The organism is Stenotrophomonas sp. C-A, from assembly GCF_054030835.1.
The window spans coordinates 2,124,397-2,139,546 of the sequence record NZ_CM132916.1 but is presented as its reverse complement, the minus strand read 5'-3'; the positions used below and the strand labels follow the sequence as shown (position 1 = coordinate 2,139,546).

The 15,150-nt window shown below is 66.2% G+C and carries 12 protein-coding genes; 6 read left to right on the top strand and 6 right to left on the bottom strand.

The window, feature by feature from the left end:
- Nucleotides 1-13: 13 nt before the first annotated feature.
- The gene (gene serA / locus ACW5IY_RS10170; protein WP_049434987.1) at nucleotides 14-1,255 is read left to right on the top strand and encodes a phosphoglycerate dehydrogenase; all 1,242 of its coding nucleotides are present in this window, start codon (nucleotides 14-16) and stop codon (nucleotides 1,253-1,255) included.
- A gap of 72 nt (nucleotides 1,256-1,327) precedes the next feature.
- Here serA and ACW5IY_RS10165 read toward each other — a convergent pair whose 3' ends face one another.
- Nucleotides 1,328-1,942 (bottom strand): NUDIX hydrolase, encoded by a 615-nt coding sequence (locus ACW5IY_RS10165; RefSeq protein ID WP_100049946.1) that lies wholly within the window; start codon nucleotides 1,940-1,942, stop codon nucleotides 1,328-1,330.
- 133 nt (nucleotides 1,943-2,075) lie between these two features.
- Here ACW5IY_RS10165 and ACW5IY_RS10160 point away from each other — a divergent pair, with 133 nt between their 5' ends.
- The 5 genes from ACW5IY_RS10160 to mtnC all read left to right on the top strand — a co-directional run bounded on the left by ACW5IY_RS10160 (nucleotide 2,076) and on the right by mtnC (nucleotide 7,607).
- The gene (locus tag ACW5IY_RS10160) at nucleotides 2,076-3,551 is read left to right on the top strand and encodes an amino acid permease (RefSeq protein WP_049434985.1); all 1,476 of its coding nucleotides are present in this window, start codon (nucleotides 2,076-2,078) and stop codon (nucleotides 3,549-3,551) included.
- An 82-nt stretch (nucleotides 3,552-3,633) separates the two neighbouring features.
- Nucleotides 3,634-5,061 carry an amino acid permease gene (locus ACW5IY_RS10155; RefSeq protein ID WP_032128776.1) on the top strand — a complete coding sequence of 476 codons (1,428 nt, stop codon included), beginning with the start codon at nucleotides 3,634-3,636 and terminating at the stop codon, nucleotides 5,059-5,061.
- Between the two features lie 555 nt (nucleotides 5,062-5,616).
- Nucleotides 5,617-6,258 carry a methylthioribulose 1-phosphate dehydratase gene (locus ACW5IY_RS10150; RefSeq protein WP_049434984.1) on the top strand — a complete coding sequence of 214 codons (642 nt, stop codon included), beginning with the start codon at nucleotides 5,617-5,619 and terminating at the stop codon, nucleotides 6,256-6,258.
- A gap of 92 nt (nucleotides 6,259-6,350) precedes the next feature.
- Nucleotides 6,351-6,908, top strand: a complete 558-nt coding sequence (locus ACW5IY_RS10145; RefSeq protein WP_049434983.1) for a 1,2-dihydroxy-3-keto-5-methylthiopentene dioxygenase — start codon at nucleotides 6,351-6,353, stop codon at nucleotides 6,906-6,908.
- Between the two features lie 3 nt (nucleotides 6,909-6,911).
- Nucleotides 6,912-7,607, top strand: a complete 696-nt coding sequence (gene mtnC, locus ACW5IY_RS10140) for an acireductone synthase (RefSeq protein ID WP_049434982.1) — start codon at nucleotides 6,912-6,914, stop codon at nucleotides 7,605-7,607.
- Between the two features lie 124 nt (nucleotides 7,608-7,731).
- Here the strand turns inward: mtnC and ACW5IY_RS10135 are convergent, their stop codons facing one another.
- The 5 genes from ACW5IY_RS10135 to ACW5IY_RS10115 all read right to left on the bottom strand — a co-directional run bounded on the left by ACW5IY_RS10135 (nucleotide 7,732) and on the right by ACW5IY_RS10115 (nucleotide 15,090).
- Nucleotides 7,732-10,350, bottom strand: coding sequence for a beta-mannosidase (locus tag ACW5IY_RS10135; protein ID WP_049434981.1), 2,619 nt, complete (start codon nucleotides 10,348-10,350; stop codon nucleotides 7,732-7,734).
- A gap of 90 nt (nucleotides 10,351-10,440) precedes the next feature.
- The gene (locus ACW5IY_RS10130) at nucleotides 10,441-11,667 is read right to left on the bottom strand and encodes an AGE family epimerase/isomerase (protein ID WP_049434980.1); all 1,227 of its coding nucleotides are present in this window, start codon (nucleotides 11,665-11,667) and stop codon (nucleotides 10,441-10,443) included.
- Nucleotides 11,664-12,659 carry a carbohydrate kinase family protein gene (locus ACW5IY_RS10125; RefSeq protein ID WP_049434979.1) on the bottom strand — a complete coding sequence of 332 codons (996 nt, stop codon included), beginning with the start codon at nucleotides 12,657-12,659 and terminating at the stop codon, nucleotides 11,664-11,666. The genes ACW5IY_RS10130 and ACW5IY_RS10125 overlap by 4 nt, the downstream gene beginning before the upstream one ends.
- A 7-nt stretch (nucleotides 12,660-12,666) precedes the next feature.
- Nucleotides 12,667-13,980, bottom strand: coding sequence for an L-fucose:H+ symporter permease (gene fucP, locus ACW5IY_RS10120; RefSeq protein WP_049434978.1), 1,314 nt, complete (start codon nucleotides 13,978-13,980; stop codon nucleotides 12,667-12,669).
- A gap of 60 nt (nucleotides 13,981-14,040) precedes the next feature.
- Nucleotides 14,041-15,090, bottom strand: a complete 1,050-nt coding sequence (locus ACW5IY_RS10115) for a LacI family DNA-binding transcriptional regulator (RefSeq protein WP_049434977.1) — start codon at nucleotides 15,088-15,090, stop codon at nucleotides 14,041-14,043.
- Nucleotides 15,091-15,150 lie beyond the last annotated feature (60 nt).

Below are 15,150 nucleotides of genomic sequence, written 5' to 3'. Positions count from 1 at the left end.
GCCGTGTCGCCCCATGTCGCCGAAGAAGACCTCGTTCCCGAAGCAGGATATCCGCGTGCTGTTGCTGGAGGGGGTCAGCCAGACCGCCGTGGAGGTGTTCAGCGCCGCCGGCTACAGCCAGATCGAGGCGCACACCAAGGCGCTGCCCGAGGACGAGCTGAAGGCACGCATCGCCGAGGCGCACATCGTCGGCATCCGCTCGCGCACCCAGCTCAGCGCCGAGGTGCTGGCCGAGGCCAAGCGCCTGATCGCGGTGGGCTGCTTCTGCATCGGCACCAACCAGGTCGATCTGGACGCGGCCGAGCTGGCTGGCATTCCGGTATTCAACGCGCCCTATTCCAACACCCGCAGCGTGGCCGAGCTGGTGATCGCCGAGGCCATCATGCTGACCCGTGGCATTCCGCAGAAGAATGCCGAGTGCCATCGCGGCGGCTGGTCGAAGTCGGCCAGCGGCAGCCATGAAGTGCGCGGCAAGACGCTGGGCATCATCGGTTACGGCCACATCGGCACCCAGGTCGGCGTGCTGGCCGAATCGCTGGGCATGCAGGTGATCTTCCACGACGTGGAAACCAAGCTGGCGCTGGGCAATGCCCGTGCAGCGGCCAGCCTGGACGACCTGCTGGCGCGGGCCGACATCGTCACCCTGCACGTGCCGGAGACCCCGTCCACGCAGTGGATGATCGGCAGCACCGAGCTGGCGAAGATGCGCAAGGGCGCGCACCTGATCAACGCCGCGCGCGGCACCGTGGTCGACATCGATGCGCTGGACGCGGCACTGGCCAGCGGGCACGTCGGTGGCGCTGCGCTGGACGTGTTCCCGGTCGAGCCGAAGGGCAACGGCGATATCTTCGAATCGCCGCTGACCCGCCACGACAACGTGATCCTGACCCCGCACGTGGGCGGCAGCACCCTGGAAGCGCAGGACAACATCGGCATCGAAGTGGCGGCCAAGCTGGTGCGCTACAGCGACAACGGCAGCACCCTGTCGGCAGTCAACTTCCCGGAAGTGACCCTGCCCGAACACGCAGACAGCCTGCGTCTGCTGCACATCCACCAGAACGTGCCGGGCGTGCTGTCCAGGGTCAACGAGATCTTCTCGCGCCACAACGTCAACATCGACGGCCAGTTCCTGCGCACCGATCCGAAGGTGGGCTACGTGGTGATCGACATCACCGCCAGCGAGGAACAAGCCGCCGCCGTGCGCGACGAACTGGCCGCGATTGCGGGCACGCTGCGTACCCGCATTCTGTATTGATCAAAAAGGGGACGGAGGGGATTAAGTCGTCTGTGGCACAAACGACTTAATCCCCTCCGTCCCCTTTTTGCCTCACCGTGCCAACCACCGGTGCGCCATGCGCTGCATCGACTCGTCCGATTCCGGATCGGCGGCGACCTCGGTCACCGGCCGCCAGGCCAGCTCCAGCGACTCCTCGCTGAGCACGAAGGCCTCGCCACCCAGCGCCCGGATCACGAAACGCACGTCGTAGTGCCAGTGTCCCGGCACGTCCTTGCGCTCCGGAATCCAATGCTTGTCGATGTCGAAGATGGCCGGGTCTTCCAGCACCAGGCCGCTCAGGCCGGACTCCTCCTCGGCTTCCTTCAGCGCCACCTGGGCCAGGTCGCGGTCACCGTCGGCGTGGCCGCCCAGCTGCAGCCAGCGCTGCAGCTTGCGGTGGTGGGTCAGCAGCAGGCGCTGGCCATCGGCACTGACCAGCCAGCAGCTGGCGGTGAAGTGCCCGGCCAGGCGTTCGCGGCGGAACGGATCTTCCGGATCGTCCAGCAATGTGCCGAATTCGGCAGCCAATGCGTCGTGAGCGGGCTCCCGGCGGGCGTAGTCCCGCAGCAGGCCCCGCAGGCGATCGTCAAGCACGGCAAGGGTTTCGGCGGTCTGGCTCATGAATGGGCGGCGTTTGGAAAAATGCTGCTCATTATCGCCGTTCATTGTTGCGATTGCGCTTGTGCGTTGGCTTCAGCTTTGGCTAAGGTACAGCGGGCCGTTCGCGCGGCCTTCACCATTCCAGGGTTGCCGGCAACGTATCGGCGGCCCACCCAATCCGATCACTAGGAAGTACTGCATGCTGAAAGCTCTGTTGAGGGTCAAGCCGGTTGAACCGGCCGGGCACGTCGATGCTGGCGAACCCATCGAAGGCAGCCTGGACGGCGAAGCCACGTTGAAACGGACCCTCACGGCTAAACACCTCATCCTGCTTGGCGTGGGTGCGGTGATCGGCGCAGGTATCTTCGTGCTGACCGGCCAGGCCGCGGCCAACCACGCCGGCCCGGCAGTCATGCTGTCGTTCGTGATCGCCGGTTTCGCCTGCGCCCTGGCGGGCCTGTGCTACGCCGAGTTCGCGGCGATGATGCCGGTCTCCGGCAGTGCCTACTCCTACTCCTACGCCACTCTCGGCGAAGGCATGGCCTGGTTCATCGGCTGGTGCCTGGTGCTGGAATACCTGTTCGCCTCGGCTTCGGTCGCGGTGGGCTGGTCGGCGTACCTGATCAGTTTCATCACCACCACGCTGCACATGCCGTTCCCGGATGCACTCAGTGCCGCTCCCATCGCCTGGACCGGCAGCGAGTTCATCGCCTCCGGCAAGCTGTTCAACCTGCCAGCGGTGCTGATCGTGGCAGCGGTGTCCGGCCTGTTGTACGTGGGCGTGACCCAGTCGGCGTTCGTCAATGCGATCATCGTGGCGATCAAGGTCACCGTGATCTGCCTGTTCATCGGCATCGGCGCGGCCCATATCGATCCGGCCAACTGGCAGCCGTTCATTCCGGAGAACACCGGCGTACCGGGTGAGTTCGGCTGGAGCGGCGTGTTCCGCGCGGCCACCATCGTGTTCTTCGCCTACATCGGCTTCGATGCGGTCTCCACCGCCGCCGGTGAAACCAAGGACCCGCAGCGCAACATGCCGATCGGCCTGCTCGGCTCGCTGGCGGTGTGCACCATCGTCTACATCATCGTCTGTGCGGTGCTGACCGGCATGATGCCGTACCACCTGCTGGGCACCGACAAGCCGGTGGCCACCGCTCTGGAGCCCTACCCGACCCTGTCCTGGCTGAAGACGTTCGTGGAGATCGGCGCCATCGCCGGCCTGTCCTCCGTGGTGCTGGTGATGATGATGGGCCAGACCCGCATCGCCTACACCATCTCCCGCGACGGCCTGCTGCCGAAGTTCTTCGGCAAGGTCCACACCCGCTTCCGCACCCCGTACGTCGCCACCATCGTGGTCGGCGTGATCGCCGCCGCGCTGGCTGGCCTGGTGCCGCTGAACGTGCTGGGTGAACTGGTGTCGATGGGTACCCTGCTGGCCTTCGCCACGGTCTGCATCGGCGTGCTCGTGCTGCGCTATTCCAAGCCGGAGATCCATCGCCCGTTCCGCGTGCCGATGGTGTGGATCATCTGCCCGCTGGGCGCGGCCACCTGCCTGTTCCTGTTCTGGCAGGCGTTCGTGGTGCACTGGCACCTGTTCGTGGGCTGGACGCTGCTCGGCCTGCTGATCTACCTGGGCTACGGCATCCGCAACAGCAAGCTGGCCAAGTCGCCCTGATCCGCCTACGGGCCGGCCTCGCGCCGGCCCGTCCGTTTTCCCCGCGCGCCGGTCATGGCGCGCTTCGACAAGACCACCACACATGTTCAAGCAACTGTGGGCCACCAAGCACCCGCATGCCGCCCATGAAGACGCCAACGGCCTGAGCCTGCGCCGCCACCTCGGCCCCTGGGGCCTGACCGCACTGGGTATCGGCGCGGTGATCGGCGGCGGCATCTTCGTCATCACCGGCCAGGCCGCCGCCAACCACGCCGGCCCGGCGATCATGCTGTCGTTCGTACTGGCCGCCATCTGCTGCGCCTTCTGCGCGCTGGCCTACGCCGAATTTGCCTCGATGGTGCCGGTCTCCGGCAGCGCCTACACCTACACCTACGCCACCTTCGGCGAGCTCTCGGCCTGGTTCATCGGCTGGATGCTGGTGCTCGAATACGGCGTCTCCGCCTCGGCGGTCGCGGTCAGCTGGACCGGCTATTTCCTCAGCCTGCTCAGCCAGTTCGACATCCATCTACCAGCGGCGTTGGTCAGTGCCCCGCTCGACGCACAGCTGCGCCCGACCGGCGCGATCGCCAACCTGCCGGCCGCCGCACTGGTGCTGCTGCTGACCTGGCTGTGCTACGTCGGCATCAGCAAGTCCTCGGCGATGAACATGGCAATGGTCGTGCTCAAGACCGGCCTGATCGTGCTGGTCATCGTGGTCGGCTGGAAGTACGTGGACACCAGCAACTGGACCCCGTTCATCCCGGCCAACGAAGGCCCCGGCAAGTACGGCATGGAAGGCGTGCTGCGTGGCGCAGCGATGGTGTTCTTCGCCTACATCGGCTTCGAGGCGGTGTCGGTGGCCGCGCAGGAATCGAAGAATCCGCAGCGCGACATGCCGTTCGGCATGATGCTGTCGCTGGTGATCTGCACCGTGCTGTACATCGCGATGGCCGCGGTGATGACCGGCCTGGTGCCGTTCCAGCTGCTGGGCACCGACGAGCCGGTGGTGACTGCGGTGGCGGCGCATCCGCAGCTGGGCTGGCTGCGCTGGGTGGTCGAGGTCGGCGCGCTGGTCGGCCTGTCCTCGGTGGTGCTGGTGATGATCATCGGCCAGCCGCGCATTTTCATGATCATGGGCCGCGACGGCCTGCTGCCACCGGTGTTCACCAAGATCCACCCGAAGTACCGCACCCCGCACATCAACACCGTGATCACCGGCATCGGCATCGCGCTGCTGGCGGCACTGTTCCCGCTGGACATCCTCGGTGAGCTGACCTCGATGGGCACGCTGATCGCGTTCGCCGCCGTGTGTGCCGGCGTGCTGATCCTGCGCCGCACCCAGCCGGACCTGCCGCGCCCGTTCCGCATGCCGATGGCCTGGCTGATCTGCAGCCTGGGCGTACTGAGCTGCCTGGCGCTGCTGTCGGCGATGACGATGCACAACTGGATGCTAATGGGCGTGTGGACGTTCGTCGGTTTCGTGATCTATTTCTGCTACGGGTTCAGGCACAGCCGCCTGCGGGGTAAGTGAGGTTTTGCATTGCAGGGCCTGCGGCCCTGCACCCGCCGGAGCAACGGCAAGAGCGGGTGTGTTGGTTTGGCGGGGAGGCATGGGTACGCGGGGGGCGCCGCAAGTACGTCCATGTAGGCTTGGCAGCCGCATCCATGCGGCTGACACCCCCGCGAACCCATGCCTCCCCACCCCTGACAGTCTCCCGGCGCGTCCGGTAGATCCACGCCATGCGTGGATGAATTCATCCGGGAAATGAATTTTCTCCGGTCGATGAATCCTCTGTAGAGCGGAGCCATGCTCCGCTCCGAGCAAGCGCAGCGCCGCGACCCGCTTTTCGCTCTTCCTTCTTCATTCCGTGGCTGGCCGCACGCCGGAACCTGTCAGAGGTGGGGCGGGCGGGCCGTGCAGGGGCGTTGGCGCCATGGATGGCGCCATCGAGCTTACAGGGACGTACTTGCAGCGTCCCCTGCACGGCCCACCCGCCCCGCCACCTCCATGAACCGCGTTCCGTGACCAACCACCTCTCAGCCACGAGGGGCTCAGCCGTTGGCCGAATCCAGTAAAATCGCCGGCATGAACGCCCCCACCTTCCCGTACGACACCGCGCGCCTGAGCGAACTGGCCCAGCTGCTGATCGACAACGTCCGCGAACTGGCCCACGCCGGCTGGACCCCGGCCACCAGCAGCAACTTCTCCCACCGCCTGGACGACCGCCACGCCGCGATCACCGTCTCGGGCAAGGACAAGGGCCGCCTGATCGAGGACGACATCATGGTGGTGGACTTCGACGGCCTGGCCGTCGGCCGCCCGCTGCGTCCGTCCGCCGAAACCCTGCTGCACACCCAGCTGTACCGCCGCTTCCCGGAGATCGGCTGCGTGCTGCACACCCATTCGCCGGTGCAGACCATCGCTTCGCGCCTGTACGCGCCGCAGGGCCATATCCGCCTGGAAGGCTACGAGCTGCTGAAGGCCTTCGCCGGCAACAGCACCCACGAGATGGCCATCGACGTACCAGTGTTCGCCAACACCCAGGACATGAACGTGCTTTCAAAGCAGGTCGATGACCTGCTCGACCGGCAGAACCTGTGGGGCTACCTGATCGATGGCCACGGCCTGTATGCCTGGGGTCGCGACATGGCCGAGGCGCGCCGCCACCTGGAAGCGTTCGAGTTCCTGTTCCACTGCGAGCTCGAGCTGCGCAAGCTGCGCGGCTGAACCGGCGCGCAGGTGCAGATGCCGATCCGGAATCTGCGCCTCGCCCCCACCCTGCTACCCTGTCTTCCCCCCGAGACGTTCAAGCTGCCGCCATGAGCCGACTGCGCATCTACGACGACACCCGCCCCGAATCGCCGCTACTGGACACCCAGGACGGCGCGCTCATCGCTGCCGAACTGCAGAAGATCGGCGTCACCTTCGAACGCTGGCAGGCCACCGCACCGGTCGCGCCCGGTGCCAGCCAGGAGGAAGTGTTCGCGGCGTACCGCGCCGACATCGACCGCCTGGTCGCCGAGAACGGCTTCAAGAGCGTGGACGTGGCCTCGATCGCCCCGGACAACCCGAACCGTGCCGAGCTGCGCAAGAAGTTCCTCGACGAACACTTCCACAAGGAAGACGAGGTTCGCTTCTTTGTCGCCGGGTCCGGCCTGTTCACCCTGCACGTGGAAGACAAGGTCTACGAGATCGAGTGCGTGAAGGATGACCTGATCGCCGTGCCCGATGGCACCACCCACTGGTTCGACATGGGTGATGAGCCGAGCTTCGTGGCGATCCGCTTCTTCACCGAGCCGGATGGCTGGGTCGGTCACTTCACCGGCACAGACATCGCGCAGAAATTCCCCCGTTACGTACCTACCCAGGCGTCCTGATCCATGCAGCCCCGCGTCATCCTGACCGACATCGAAGGCACCACCAGCAGCATCTCGTTTGTCAAGAACGTGCTGTTCCCCTATGCCCGCAAGGCCTTGCCAGCGTTCGTCACCGAACACGGCCAGCAGCCGGAGGTGCGCCGCTGGCTGGATGCGGTGGCTGCCGAGATCGGCGGTGCCTGCCAGGACAGCCTGGTGGCCGAGACGCTGCAGGGCTGGATCGACCAAGATCGCAAGCACACCGCACTGAAGGCGCTGCAGGGCCTGATCTGGGACGAGGGCTACCGTCGCGGCGATTACACCGCGCACTTCTACCCGGAAGTGGCGCCGGTTCTGAAGGGCTGGCAGGCCTCCGGCCTGCCGCTGTACGTGTACTCCTCCGGCTCGGTACCGGCGCAGAAGCTGTTCTTCGGCTTCAGCGACGCCGGTGACCTCAGCCCGCTGGTGTCGGGCTGGTTCGACACCGAAATCGGCGGCAAGCGTGAGGCCGACAGCTACCGCCGAATCGTGCAGGCCATTGGCGTTCCGGCCGGCGAGATCCTGTTCCTGTCGGATGTGGTGGAGGAACTGGACGCCGCCCGCGAAGCTGGACTGCAGACCCGCCTGATCGACCGCCTGGACGATTACCCGCTGCCGCGCACCGGCCAGGCCGCCAACGGCCACGAGCGGGTCGAGAATTTCCAGCAGATTCAACTTTAAAAAGGTGTGCGGACCAACGGTCCGCACCTACCCGGCTCCGCTTCTGGTAGTTGCCAACCTTGGTTGGCATACCACCGATGTGTCAACCAAGGTTGACACCTACCAGAACATGGTTCACCTGCCCTCAACGATCGTTGAGGGTTTTTACCTTCAACGCTTCTCGCAGCGTCGTCAGATCCACTGGACCGCGCACGGCGATATCGCGGGTTTCGCCGGGCAGTAGGTCCAGCAGGTTGTCTTCGACCTGCACATCCAACGCACCGAAATCAATCCACGCCGCGCGCACGTAAGCCGCGCTTTCCAGCCGCAGTCGATAGTGGTCGCCTTCGATGGACAACGTAGCCTTGAGCTTCTGCCGCGGCAACACCTGGTCCTTGGCTTCGACGAATCCGACCACCTGCCGCGCGCTCACCGCCCCATTCTGCAGCAGCTCGAATACTGCCACCGTGCGCTTCGGGTCGGCACCGGCCAGCAACTCGGCATCGCGGAAGTCTCCGATCAAGGTGACACCTTCTGCTGCCAACGCGACCGCTTCCTCACGGCGGCGCAGCACCTTGCCCTCCACGTCCATCACCCGCAGCCGCCAACGCGCATCCTGCGCGGTGCCATCATTGATCAGGCGCACCCGCGTGCTGCCCTCGTCACGCAACGCCGCCACCGTCACCGGCGCGAAGAAGCGCCGCGCAGCGAAATGCAACGCCTTCCAACGACCGAAGTAGTCCACGCTGGACCAGGAAGCACCCGGCCAGACGTCGTTGAGCTGCCAGTACAGCGAGCCCATCGTGTACGGCCGCGAGGCGCGATGATGCAGTGCCGCCAGGGCGATGCCGTCGGCCTGCATCACCTGGCTGAGGTAGACGAAGTCCTCGAAGTCCTTCGGCGTGCCGTAACCCAGTTCGATGTAGTGCAGCAGGCGGCTGTTGCCCTCGCCGGCCATGAACTTCTGGTGTGCGCGGATCACCGGGCTGTCGATGCGCTGCTCGGCGCGGGTGGCGATCTGGTCCACCGTCGCCACCGACGGCCACGCCTGCAGCCCGTACTCGGACATGAAGCGCGGCGTCTCGCGCAGGTAGGCCTGCACCGGCAGCGCCGGATTGCCCCAGACCTGCCAGTAGTGCTTGTCGCCGCGAGTGGAATCGTTGGCTTTCTCATCCAGGTCGTTGCTGGGCGAGCTGGACCAGTACGGTACGCCCAGCCCTTCCTCGCCCACCACCTGGCGCAGGTCATTGCCGAACAGATCGACATAGCCCTGCCAGACCTTCGCCGCGAACGCCGGATCGGCCGACTTCAGGTCGCGGCCGTGGCCCCAGTCCTTCCAGGCGGTTTCCTCTTCGTTGTTGCCACACCACAGCACGATGCTGGGGTGATGCCGCAGGCGCCGCACGTTGTCGCGCGCCTCGGCGACCACACTGGCGCGGAACGCCGGATCGTAACCGGGCTGCATGCCACCGCCGAACATGAAGTCCTGCCAGACCAGCAGGCCCAGCTCGTCGGCGATGTCGAAGAACGCGTCGTCCTCGTAATAGCCGCCACCCCAGTTGCGCAGCATGTTCATGTTGGCATCGCGCGCGGCGGTCAACACCTGGCGCAGCCGCGCGGCATCGACACGGGCGGGGAAGGCATCGAACGGAATCACGTTCGCGCCCTTGGCGAAGATCGGCACGCCATTGATGACGAAGGCGAAGCCCTGACCGCCCTTGTCGTCCGTATCGCGGCGCAGTTCGACCGTACGCAGGCCGATGCGCTGCTCGCGTGCCAGTTCCGGCGCGCCACCGTCGCCCAGGCGGGCCTGCACCGTGTAGCGGTCCTGCGCACCGTGGCCTACTGGCCACCAGCGCCGCGGATCGGCCAGTTCAACCGGAACCTCGATGCTGTTCTGGCCGGGCTTCAGCAGCACCGTGCGCTTCACCAGGGCCACGCTGCGACCCTGCGGATCGCGCACATCCACATTGACCACCGCAGAACCGGCGGCATTCCCCTGCTCCACCTGCAGCAGCACCGCCAACTTCGCCTGCTCCGCGCTCAATGCATCGGTGCGCACAGCAAGATCGGTCAATCGATGCGTATCCCAGGCCTGCAGGTCGACACCGCGCCAGACGCCGGCGGTGACATAGCGCGGGCCCCAGTCCCAGCCGAAGTGGTAAGCCGGCTTGCGCGCGAAGTTGCCGACCATCGCGTCCTTCGGCTCGTCGCCATACGGCGACGGATAGTTGCCGGCGATCTTGTGCGGCATCGCCTGTACGCCCGGAAGCAGCGTGCGGATCGGCGAACGGAACACGATCTGCAGTTCATTGCCGTTCGCGCGCAGGCGCCCATCCACGCGCGCACGCCACGTGCGGTGCGCGTTGTCCGCACGCAGCAGCGGCTTGCCGTTGAGGCTGACTTCGGCATAAGTGTCCAGCCCGTCGAAGCGCAGTTCGGCATTGGGCTTGGCCAGCGTCGCCGCATCCACGTCGAAGCGCGCGCGGTACTCCCAGGCCGCCAGGCCGATCCATTGCAGCTCGGCTTCGGGCGCACCCACGTACGGGTCGCGGATCAGCGCATGCGCCAGCAGGTCGGTGTGCACGCTGCCGGGCACCTGGGCCGCACGCCACTGCTGTAGACCGGGATGGGCCGCGCCCTGCGCGTCGCCAGGCAGCATTCGGAACTCCCACTGCGCCTGCAGCGGGGCCGCCAGTGCAGGGAACGCAGAGGCTGCGATCAGCAGCAGGAGCAGGCGGACAACGAGGGGAAGGCGATGCACGGGATGCTCCTGTTTTTCCGCCGGGCATGGCCCGGCGCTACCTGCAAGTCCAGTTCACGGCAGTGCCGGGCCATGCCCGGCGTACCAACCTCAACGCACCACGTTCAGCACTTCGTAGCACGCGCCCATGGTGTGGTAATCCACCTTGCCGGCCGGGCTCTTCTCGTCGCTGTACTTGCGGTTGTCGGCATCGAGGATGCGGAACCAGGCGCCGTACTGGTGGTCGACGAAGTGTTCCCACGAGTACGCCCAGATGCGCTCGTACCACTGCCAGTAGCGATCATCGCCGGTGCACTTGGCCATCAGCGCGGCTGTGGCCAGGGTCTCAGCCTGCACCCAGAAGTACTTGTCGTCGTCGCAGACGAAGCTGTCGCCACCGATCGGGACGCCCTCCATGCCCGGCTGGCGGCGCGATTCCGGCGCGAAACCGTAGTAGAGGCCACCACGCGCCTCATCCCAGCTGCGGGCCACGGCCACATCGAACAGATGCTGGGCGGTCGGCACCAGCCAGTCGGCCTGCACGTGGCGATCGAGGATCAGCAGAAGCTTGGCCCACTCGGTCTGATGCCCCGGCTGGAAGCCCCATGGGCGGAACAGGTGCTTGGGATCGTCCAGGTTGTAGTCCCAGTCGATCTCCCAGTTGGAATCGTAGTGCTCCCAGACCAGACCACCAGCCTTGGCGGCCTGGCGGCGGGTCATGTTGTCGGCCAGTTGCAGCGCGCGTTCCACGTAGCGCTGCTCGCCACTGGCCTCGAACGCCGACAGCATCGCCTCGCACATGTGCATGTTGGCGTTCTGGCCGCGGTAGCCGGTGAAGTTCCACTGGCCATCGGCCTCGTCCTTGTACAGGCCGTGCTGCGGCTCCCAGAAGCGCGCTTCCAGAAGCTGCCAAGTCTCGTCCATCCATGCGCGGGCCTGCTCGACACCGGCCTTCAGCGCACAGCTGTAGGCCAACAGCACGAAGGCCACGCCATAGCAGTGGTTCATGTCGTCCTCGACCTTGCCGTCGCGCAGGGTCCAAGCATAGCCACCGGTAACCGGATTGCGATGCACCTCGCGCAGGTAGCGCACGCCGTGCTCGACTGCATCGCGGTATTCGGCATTGCCGAATTCGCGGTAGGCCATCGCGTAGTTGAAGACGAAGCGCGTGCTGCTCACCAGGTGGCGGTGGCTGGCATCGTAGATGCTGCCGTCGTCACGGAAGTAGTGGAAGAAGCCGCCGTTCGGATCGATGCAACGCGGGTGGTAGAACGCCATCGTGTCGGCGATGTGCGCACGCAGGAACGCGGGTGAACGGAAATCAGGCGAGGTGCTCATGCGGGAATGTCCTGGGCCTGCAGCAGCTGCTGCACTTCATCGAGCGAGGGCATCGCGGCGAACGCGCCCTTGCGGGTAACAGCCAGTGCGCCGACCGCAGCGCCGAAGCGCAGCGTGGCGGTGATCGCCTCCGGGTCCTGGCAGAACGCGGAAAAGCCTGCGCCCGCCCCGCCACGCTCCAGCAGTCCGACCAGCACGCCACCGACAAAGGCATCGCCAGCGGCCGTGGTATCGACGGTGGCTACGCGGAAGCTGGTGACCGTGCCGTGGTTGTCGCGCGTGTACCAGTGCAGCGTGGCCGCACCATCGGTAACGATGACCCAGCGTGCCTGCGCGGCCAGCAGGCGCTTCAGTACCACTGCCTCACCCTCGGCACCCAGCGGTGCCGCCAGGTAGTCCAGCTCCTCGCGCGACAGCTTGACCAGGTCGGCACGCTGCAGCGCCTGCCACAGGCGCGGCGTCGGATCTTCGCTCGCCGGCCACAGCGCCGGGCGCAGATTGAGGTCCAGGCTGACCACCGCACCGGCGTCACGGGCGCGCTCCATGCCGGCAAAGGTCGCCTCGGCAATGGCCGGCTCGGTCAGGCTGTTGGAGCAGACATGGAAGCACTGCGCGCTGTCGAAGCACGCGGCCTGGAAGTCGCTGTCACGGAACAGCAGGTCGGCCGCCGGCGGGCGGTAGAAACTGAAGCTGCGCTCGCCGCTGGCATCCAGCGCGACGAAGGCCAGTGCGGTCTTGGCCGCATCGGTGCGCACGATGTAATCCGTGCCGACGCCGTGTTCGACCAGGCTTTCGGCCAGGAAGTCACCGAACATGTCGCGGCCCAGCATGCCGACGAACTGGGTCTTCGCACCAAGGCGCGCTGCCGCCACCGCAACATTGGCCGGCGCGCCGCCGGCGTACTGCAGGAATGCGCGCGGGGTGTCGGCCGAGGCCGGCGGTTGCGCTAGTAGATCGATCAAAATTTCGCCGAAGCAAACAATGGAACCCATTCTGGACTCAGCCTCCCTGCGTTGCGGAAGCCGGCGTACGTGCGCCGACCAGCCCGTAGAAAATGATGTAGCCGTAGCACAGCAGCGGCAGGATGAAGCTGGCCTGCACACCGATGTGGTCGGCCAGCACGCCCTGCAGGTACGGCACCACGGCACCGCCGACGATGGCCATGATCAGCAGGCTGGAGCCCTTGTTGGTCAGCGGGCCCAGGCGCTCGATGCTCAGCGCGAAGATGGTCGGGAACATGATCGAATTGAACAGGCCGATCGCCACCACCGAGTACAGCGCGATGTTGCCGGAGGTCAGCATCGTCGTGACCAGCAGTGCCACGTTGACCAGCGCGAAGATCGCCAGCAGGCGGCTGGGCGAGAAGCGCGCCAGCAGCGCCGAGCCGGCGAAGCGGCCGATCATTGCCATCGTCCAGTAGGCCGACACGTAGTGGGTGGCCTCCTGTTCGCTGAAGCCACCGATGTTCGGCATCGACAGGTAGTTGACCAGGAAGCTGCCGATCGATACTTCGGCACCGACGTAGAAGAAGATGCCCAGCACGCCCAGCAGCAGGTGGCGCTTGCGCAGCGCATCCAGGTAGCTGTGGTGGTGACCCTGGTCGGCCTGTTCAGTGGCGTCGCTCAGTGCCGGCAGGCGGAACAGGAACACGAACAGCGCCAGCAGTACCAGCGCTACCGCCAGGCCTACGTAGGGGCCCTGTACGGCCTGCGCCTCGGCGGCGCGGTAGGCCAGCTGTTCGGCAGCCGGCAGCGCGTTCAGTTCATCGGCGCTCTTGACCGTGTTGGACAGGATCAGCATGCCGCCGAAGATCGGGGCGATGGCCGTGCCCAGCGAGTTCAGTGCCTGCGCCAGGGTCAGGCGGCTGGAGCTGGTCTGCTCCGGGCCCAGCAGCGCGACGTAGGGGTTCGCAGCAACCTGCAGCACGGTGATGCCGGTGGCCAGCACGAACAGTGCGCCGAGGAAGGCGCCATACACGCGCAGCTCGGCCGCCGGCCAGAATCCCAGTGCGCCGATACCGGCGATCACCAGGCCGGCCACGATGCCCTTCTTGTAGCCCAGCGCCGCCACCAGGCGGCCAGCCGGCAGCGACATCAGGAAATAGGTGCCGAAGAAGGTGAACTGCACCAGCATCGCCTTGGCGTAGTTCAGCTCGAACACTGCCTTCAGGTGCGGGATCAGGATGTCATTGAGGCAGGTCAGGAAGCCCCACATGAAGAAGATCGTGGTGACCACGGCCAGCGCCTTGCCGTTGGTGACGGCGGGTGCGTTGCCCGAAGAACCCGATGGACGGGGCGTTGCGGAGATCGGCATGCGGTACGCGCCTCGATGCGCGGAAGGTCGTTGTTGCGTGGAAGGGGTGTATGGAAGAAATCAGTTCGGTCGTGCGGCGCTGCTTTCGCGGATGCGCAGCTGCACCGGCGCGACCGTGCGCCGTGGCGGCGCGTCCGGTTCGTCCAGTCGTTGCAGCAGCAGCGCGGCAGCTTGCCGACCCCGCTCGCGCGGATCGGCGGTGAGCGTGGTCAGTGGCGGCACCGCGACCGACGCCTCGGAAATATCATCGAAGCCGGTAACGGCGAAGTCGCCGCCCGGGCGGATGCCACGTGAATTCAAGCCCAGCATCAGACCGAGCGCGACGGTGTCGTTGTAGCAGACCGCTGCACTGGGGCGATGGCCGTCGGCAAACAACTCATCAGTGCGCGCCGCAGCTTCCAGGCGGTTCGGCGCCGACTCGATCATCCATCCCGGCGGCAGCGACAGACCGGCCTCGGCCAGTGCCTGCTGGAAGCCTGCGCGGCGCTGGTGGCACGAGCTCGATGCAGCGTGGCCGCCGAAGAAAGCGATCTGGCGATGGCCGCGTTCAATCAGGTGGCGCGTGGCCAGATAGGCGCCGTGCTGGTTGTCCAGGGTCAGGAAATCCCAGTCGGCCCCTTCCAGTTCGCGGTTGAACAGCAGCACGTTGGCATTGGCACCCAGCGCCTGCCGCAGCTGCGCGGTGTCGCTGCCTTCGGCTGGAGACAGGATCAGTCCGGCCGGGGTGTGCTCCATCAGCGTGGACAGCACCGCTTGTTGGCGCTCCGGCGATTCACCGGTACTGCCAAGCAGGGTCACGTAGCCGCGCCCGCCCAGCGCCTCGTCTACGCCGGACGCGAACTCGGCGAAGAACGGGTTGGACAGATCGTTGATCACCAGCGCGATGCTCGACGAGGTCCGCCGGCGCAGGTTGGCCGCCGCGCGGTTGTAGACATAGCGCTGGCGGCGCAGTTCGGCCTCGACCTTGGCGCGGGTATCGACGTTGACCAGCGGGCTGCCGCGCAGCACCAGCGACACGGTGGCCCGTGACACGCCGATGGCACGCGCGATGTCGGTCACCGTCACCGCCTTGCCGGCGCGCTTGCTGGAACTGCTGCCGTTGTCGTTCATCGTCTTCCCGGACTCCGCTGGAGGCTCAAGCCTAATGGATCAGGGCCGTGTCGTGCCGTG

What these genes read in the sequence shown, in the direction of transcription:
- serA (WP_049434987.1), top strand. Translation starts at nt 14, where the DNA reads ATGTCGCCGAAGAAGACCTCGTTCCCGAAGCAGGATATCCGCGTGCTG.
- ACW5IY_RS10165 (WP_100049946.1), bottom strand. Translation starts at nt 1,942, where the DNA reads ATGAACGGCGATAATGAGCAGCATTTTTCCAAACGCCGCCCATTCATG.
- ACW5IY_RS10160 (WP_049434985.1), top strand. Translation starts at nt 2,076, where the DNA reads ATGCTGAAAGCTCTGTTGAGGGTCAAGCCGGTTGAACCGGCCGGGCAC.
- ACW5IY_RS10130 (WP_049434980.1), bottom strand. Translation starts at nt 11,667, where the DNA reads ATGAGCACCTCGCCTGATTTCCGTTCACCCGCGTTCCTGCGTGCGCAC.
- fucP (WP_049434978.1), bottom strand. Translation starts at nt 13,980, where the DNA reads ATGCCGATCTCCGCAACGCCCCGTCCATCGGGTTCTTCGGGCAACGCA.
- ACW5IY_RS10150 (WP_049434984.1), top strand. Translation starts at nt 5,617, where the DNA reads ATGAACGCCCCCACCTTCCCGTACGACACCGCGCGCCTGAGCGAACTG.
- ACW5IY_RS10155 (WP_032128776.1), top strand. Translation starts at nt 3,634, where the DNA reads ATGTTCAAGCAACTGTGGGCCACCAAGCACCCGCATGCCGCCCATGAA.
- mtnC (WP_049434982.1), top strand. Translation starts at nt 6,912, where the DNA reads ATGCAGCCCCGCGTCATCCTGACCGACATCGAAGGCACCACCAGCAGC.
- ACW5IY_RS10125 (WP_049434979.1), bottom strand. Translation starts at nt 12,659, where the DNA reads ATGGGTTCCATTGTTTGCTTCGGCGAAATTTTGATCGATCTACTAGCG.
- ACW5IY_RS10115 (WP_049434977.1), bottom strand. Translation starts at nt 15,090, where the DNA reads ATGAACGACAACGGCAGCAGTTCCAGCAAGCGCGCCGGCAAGGCGGTG.
- ACW5IY_RS10145 (WP_049434983.1), top strand. Translation starts at nt 6,351, where the DNA reads ATGAGCCGACTGCGCATCTACGACGACACCCGCCCCGAATCGCCGCTA.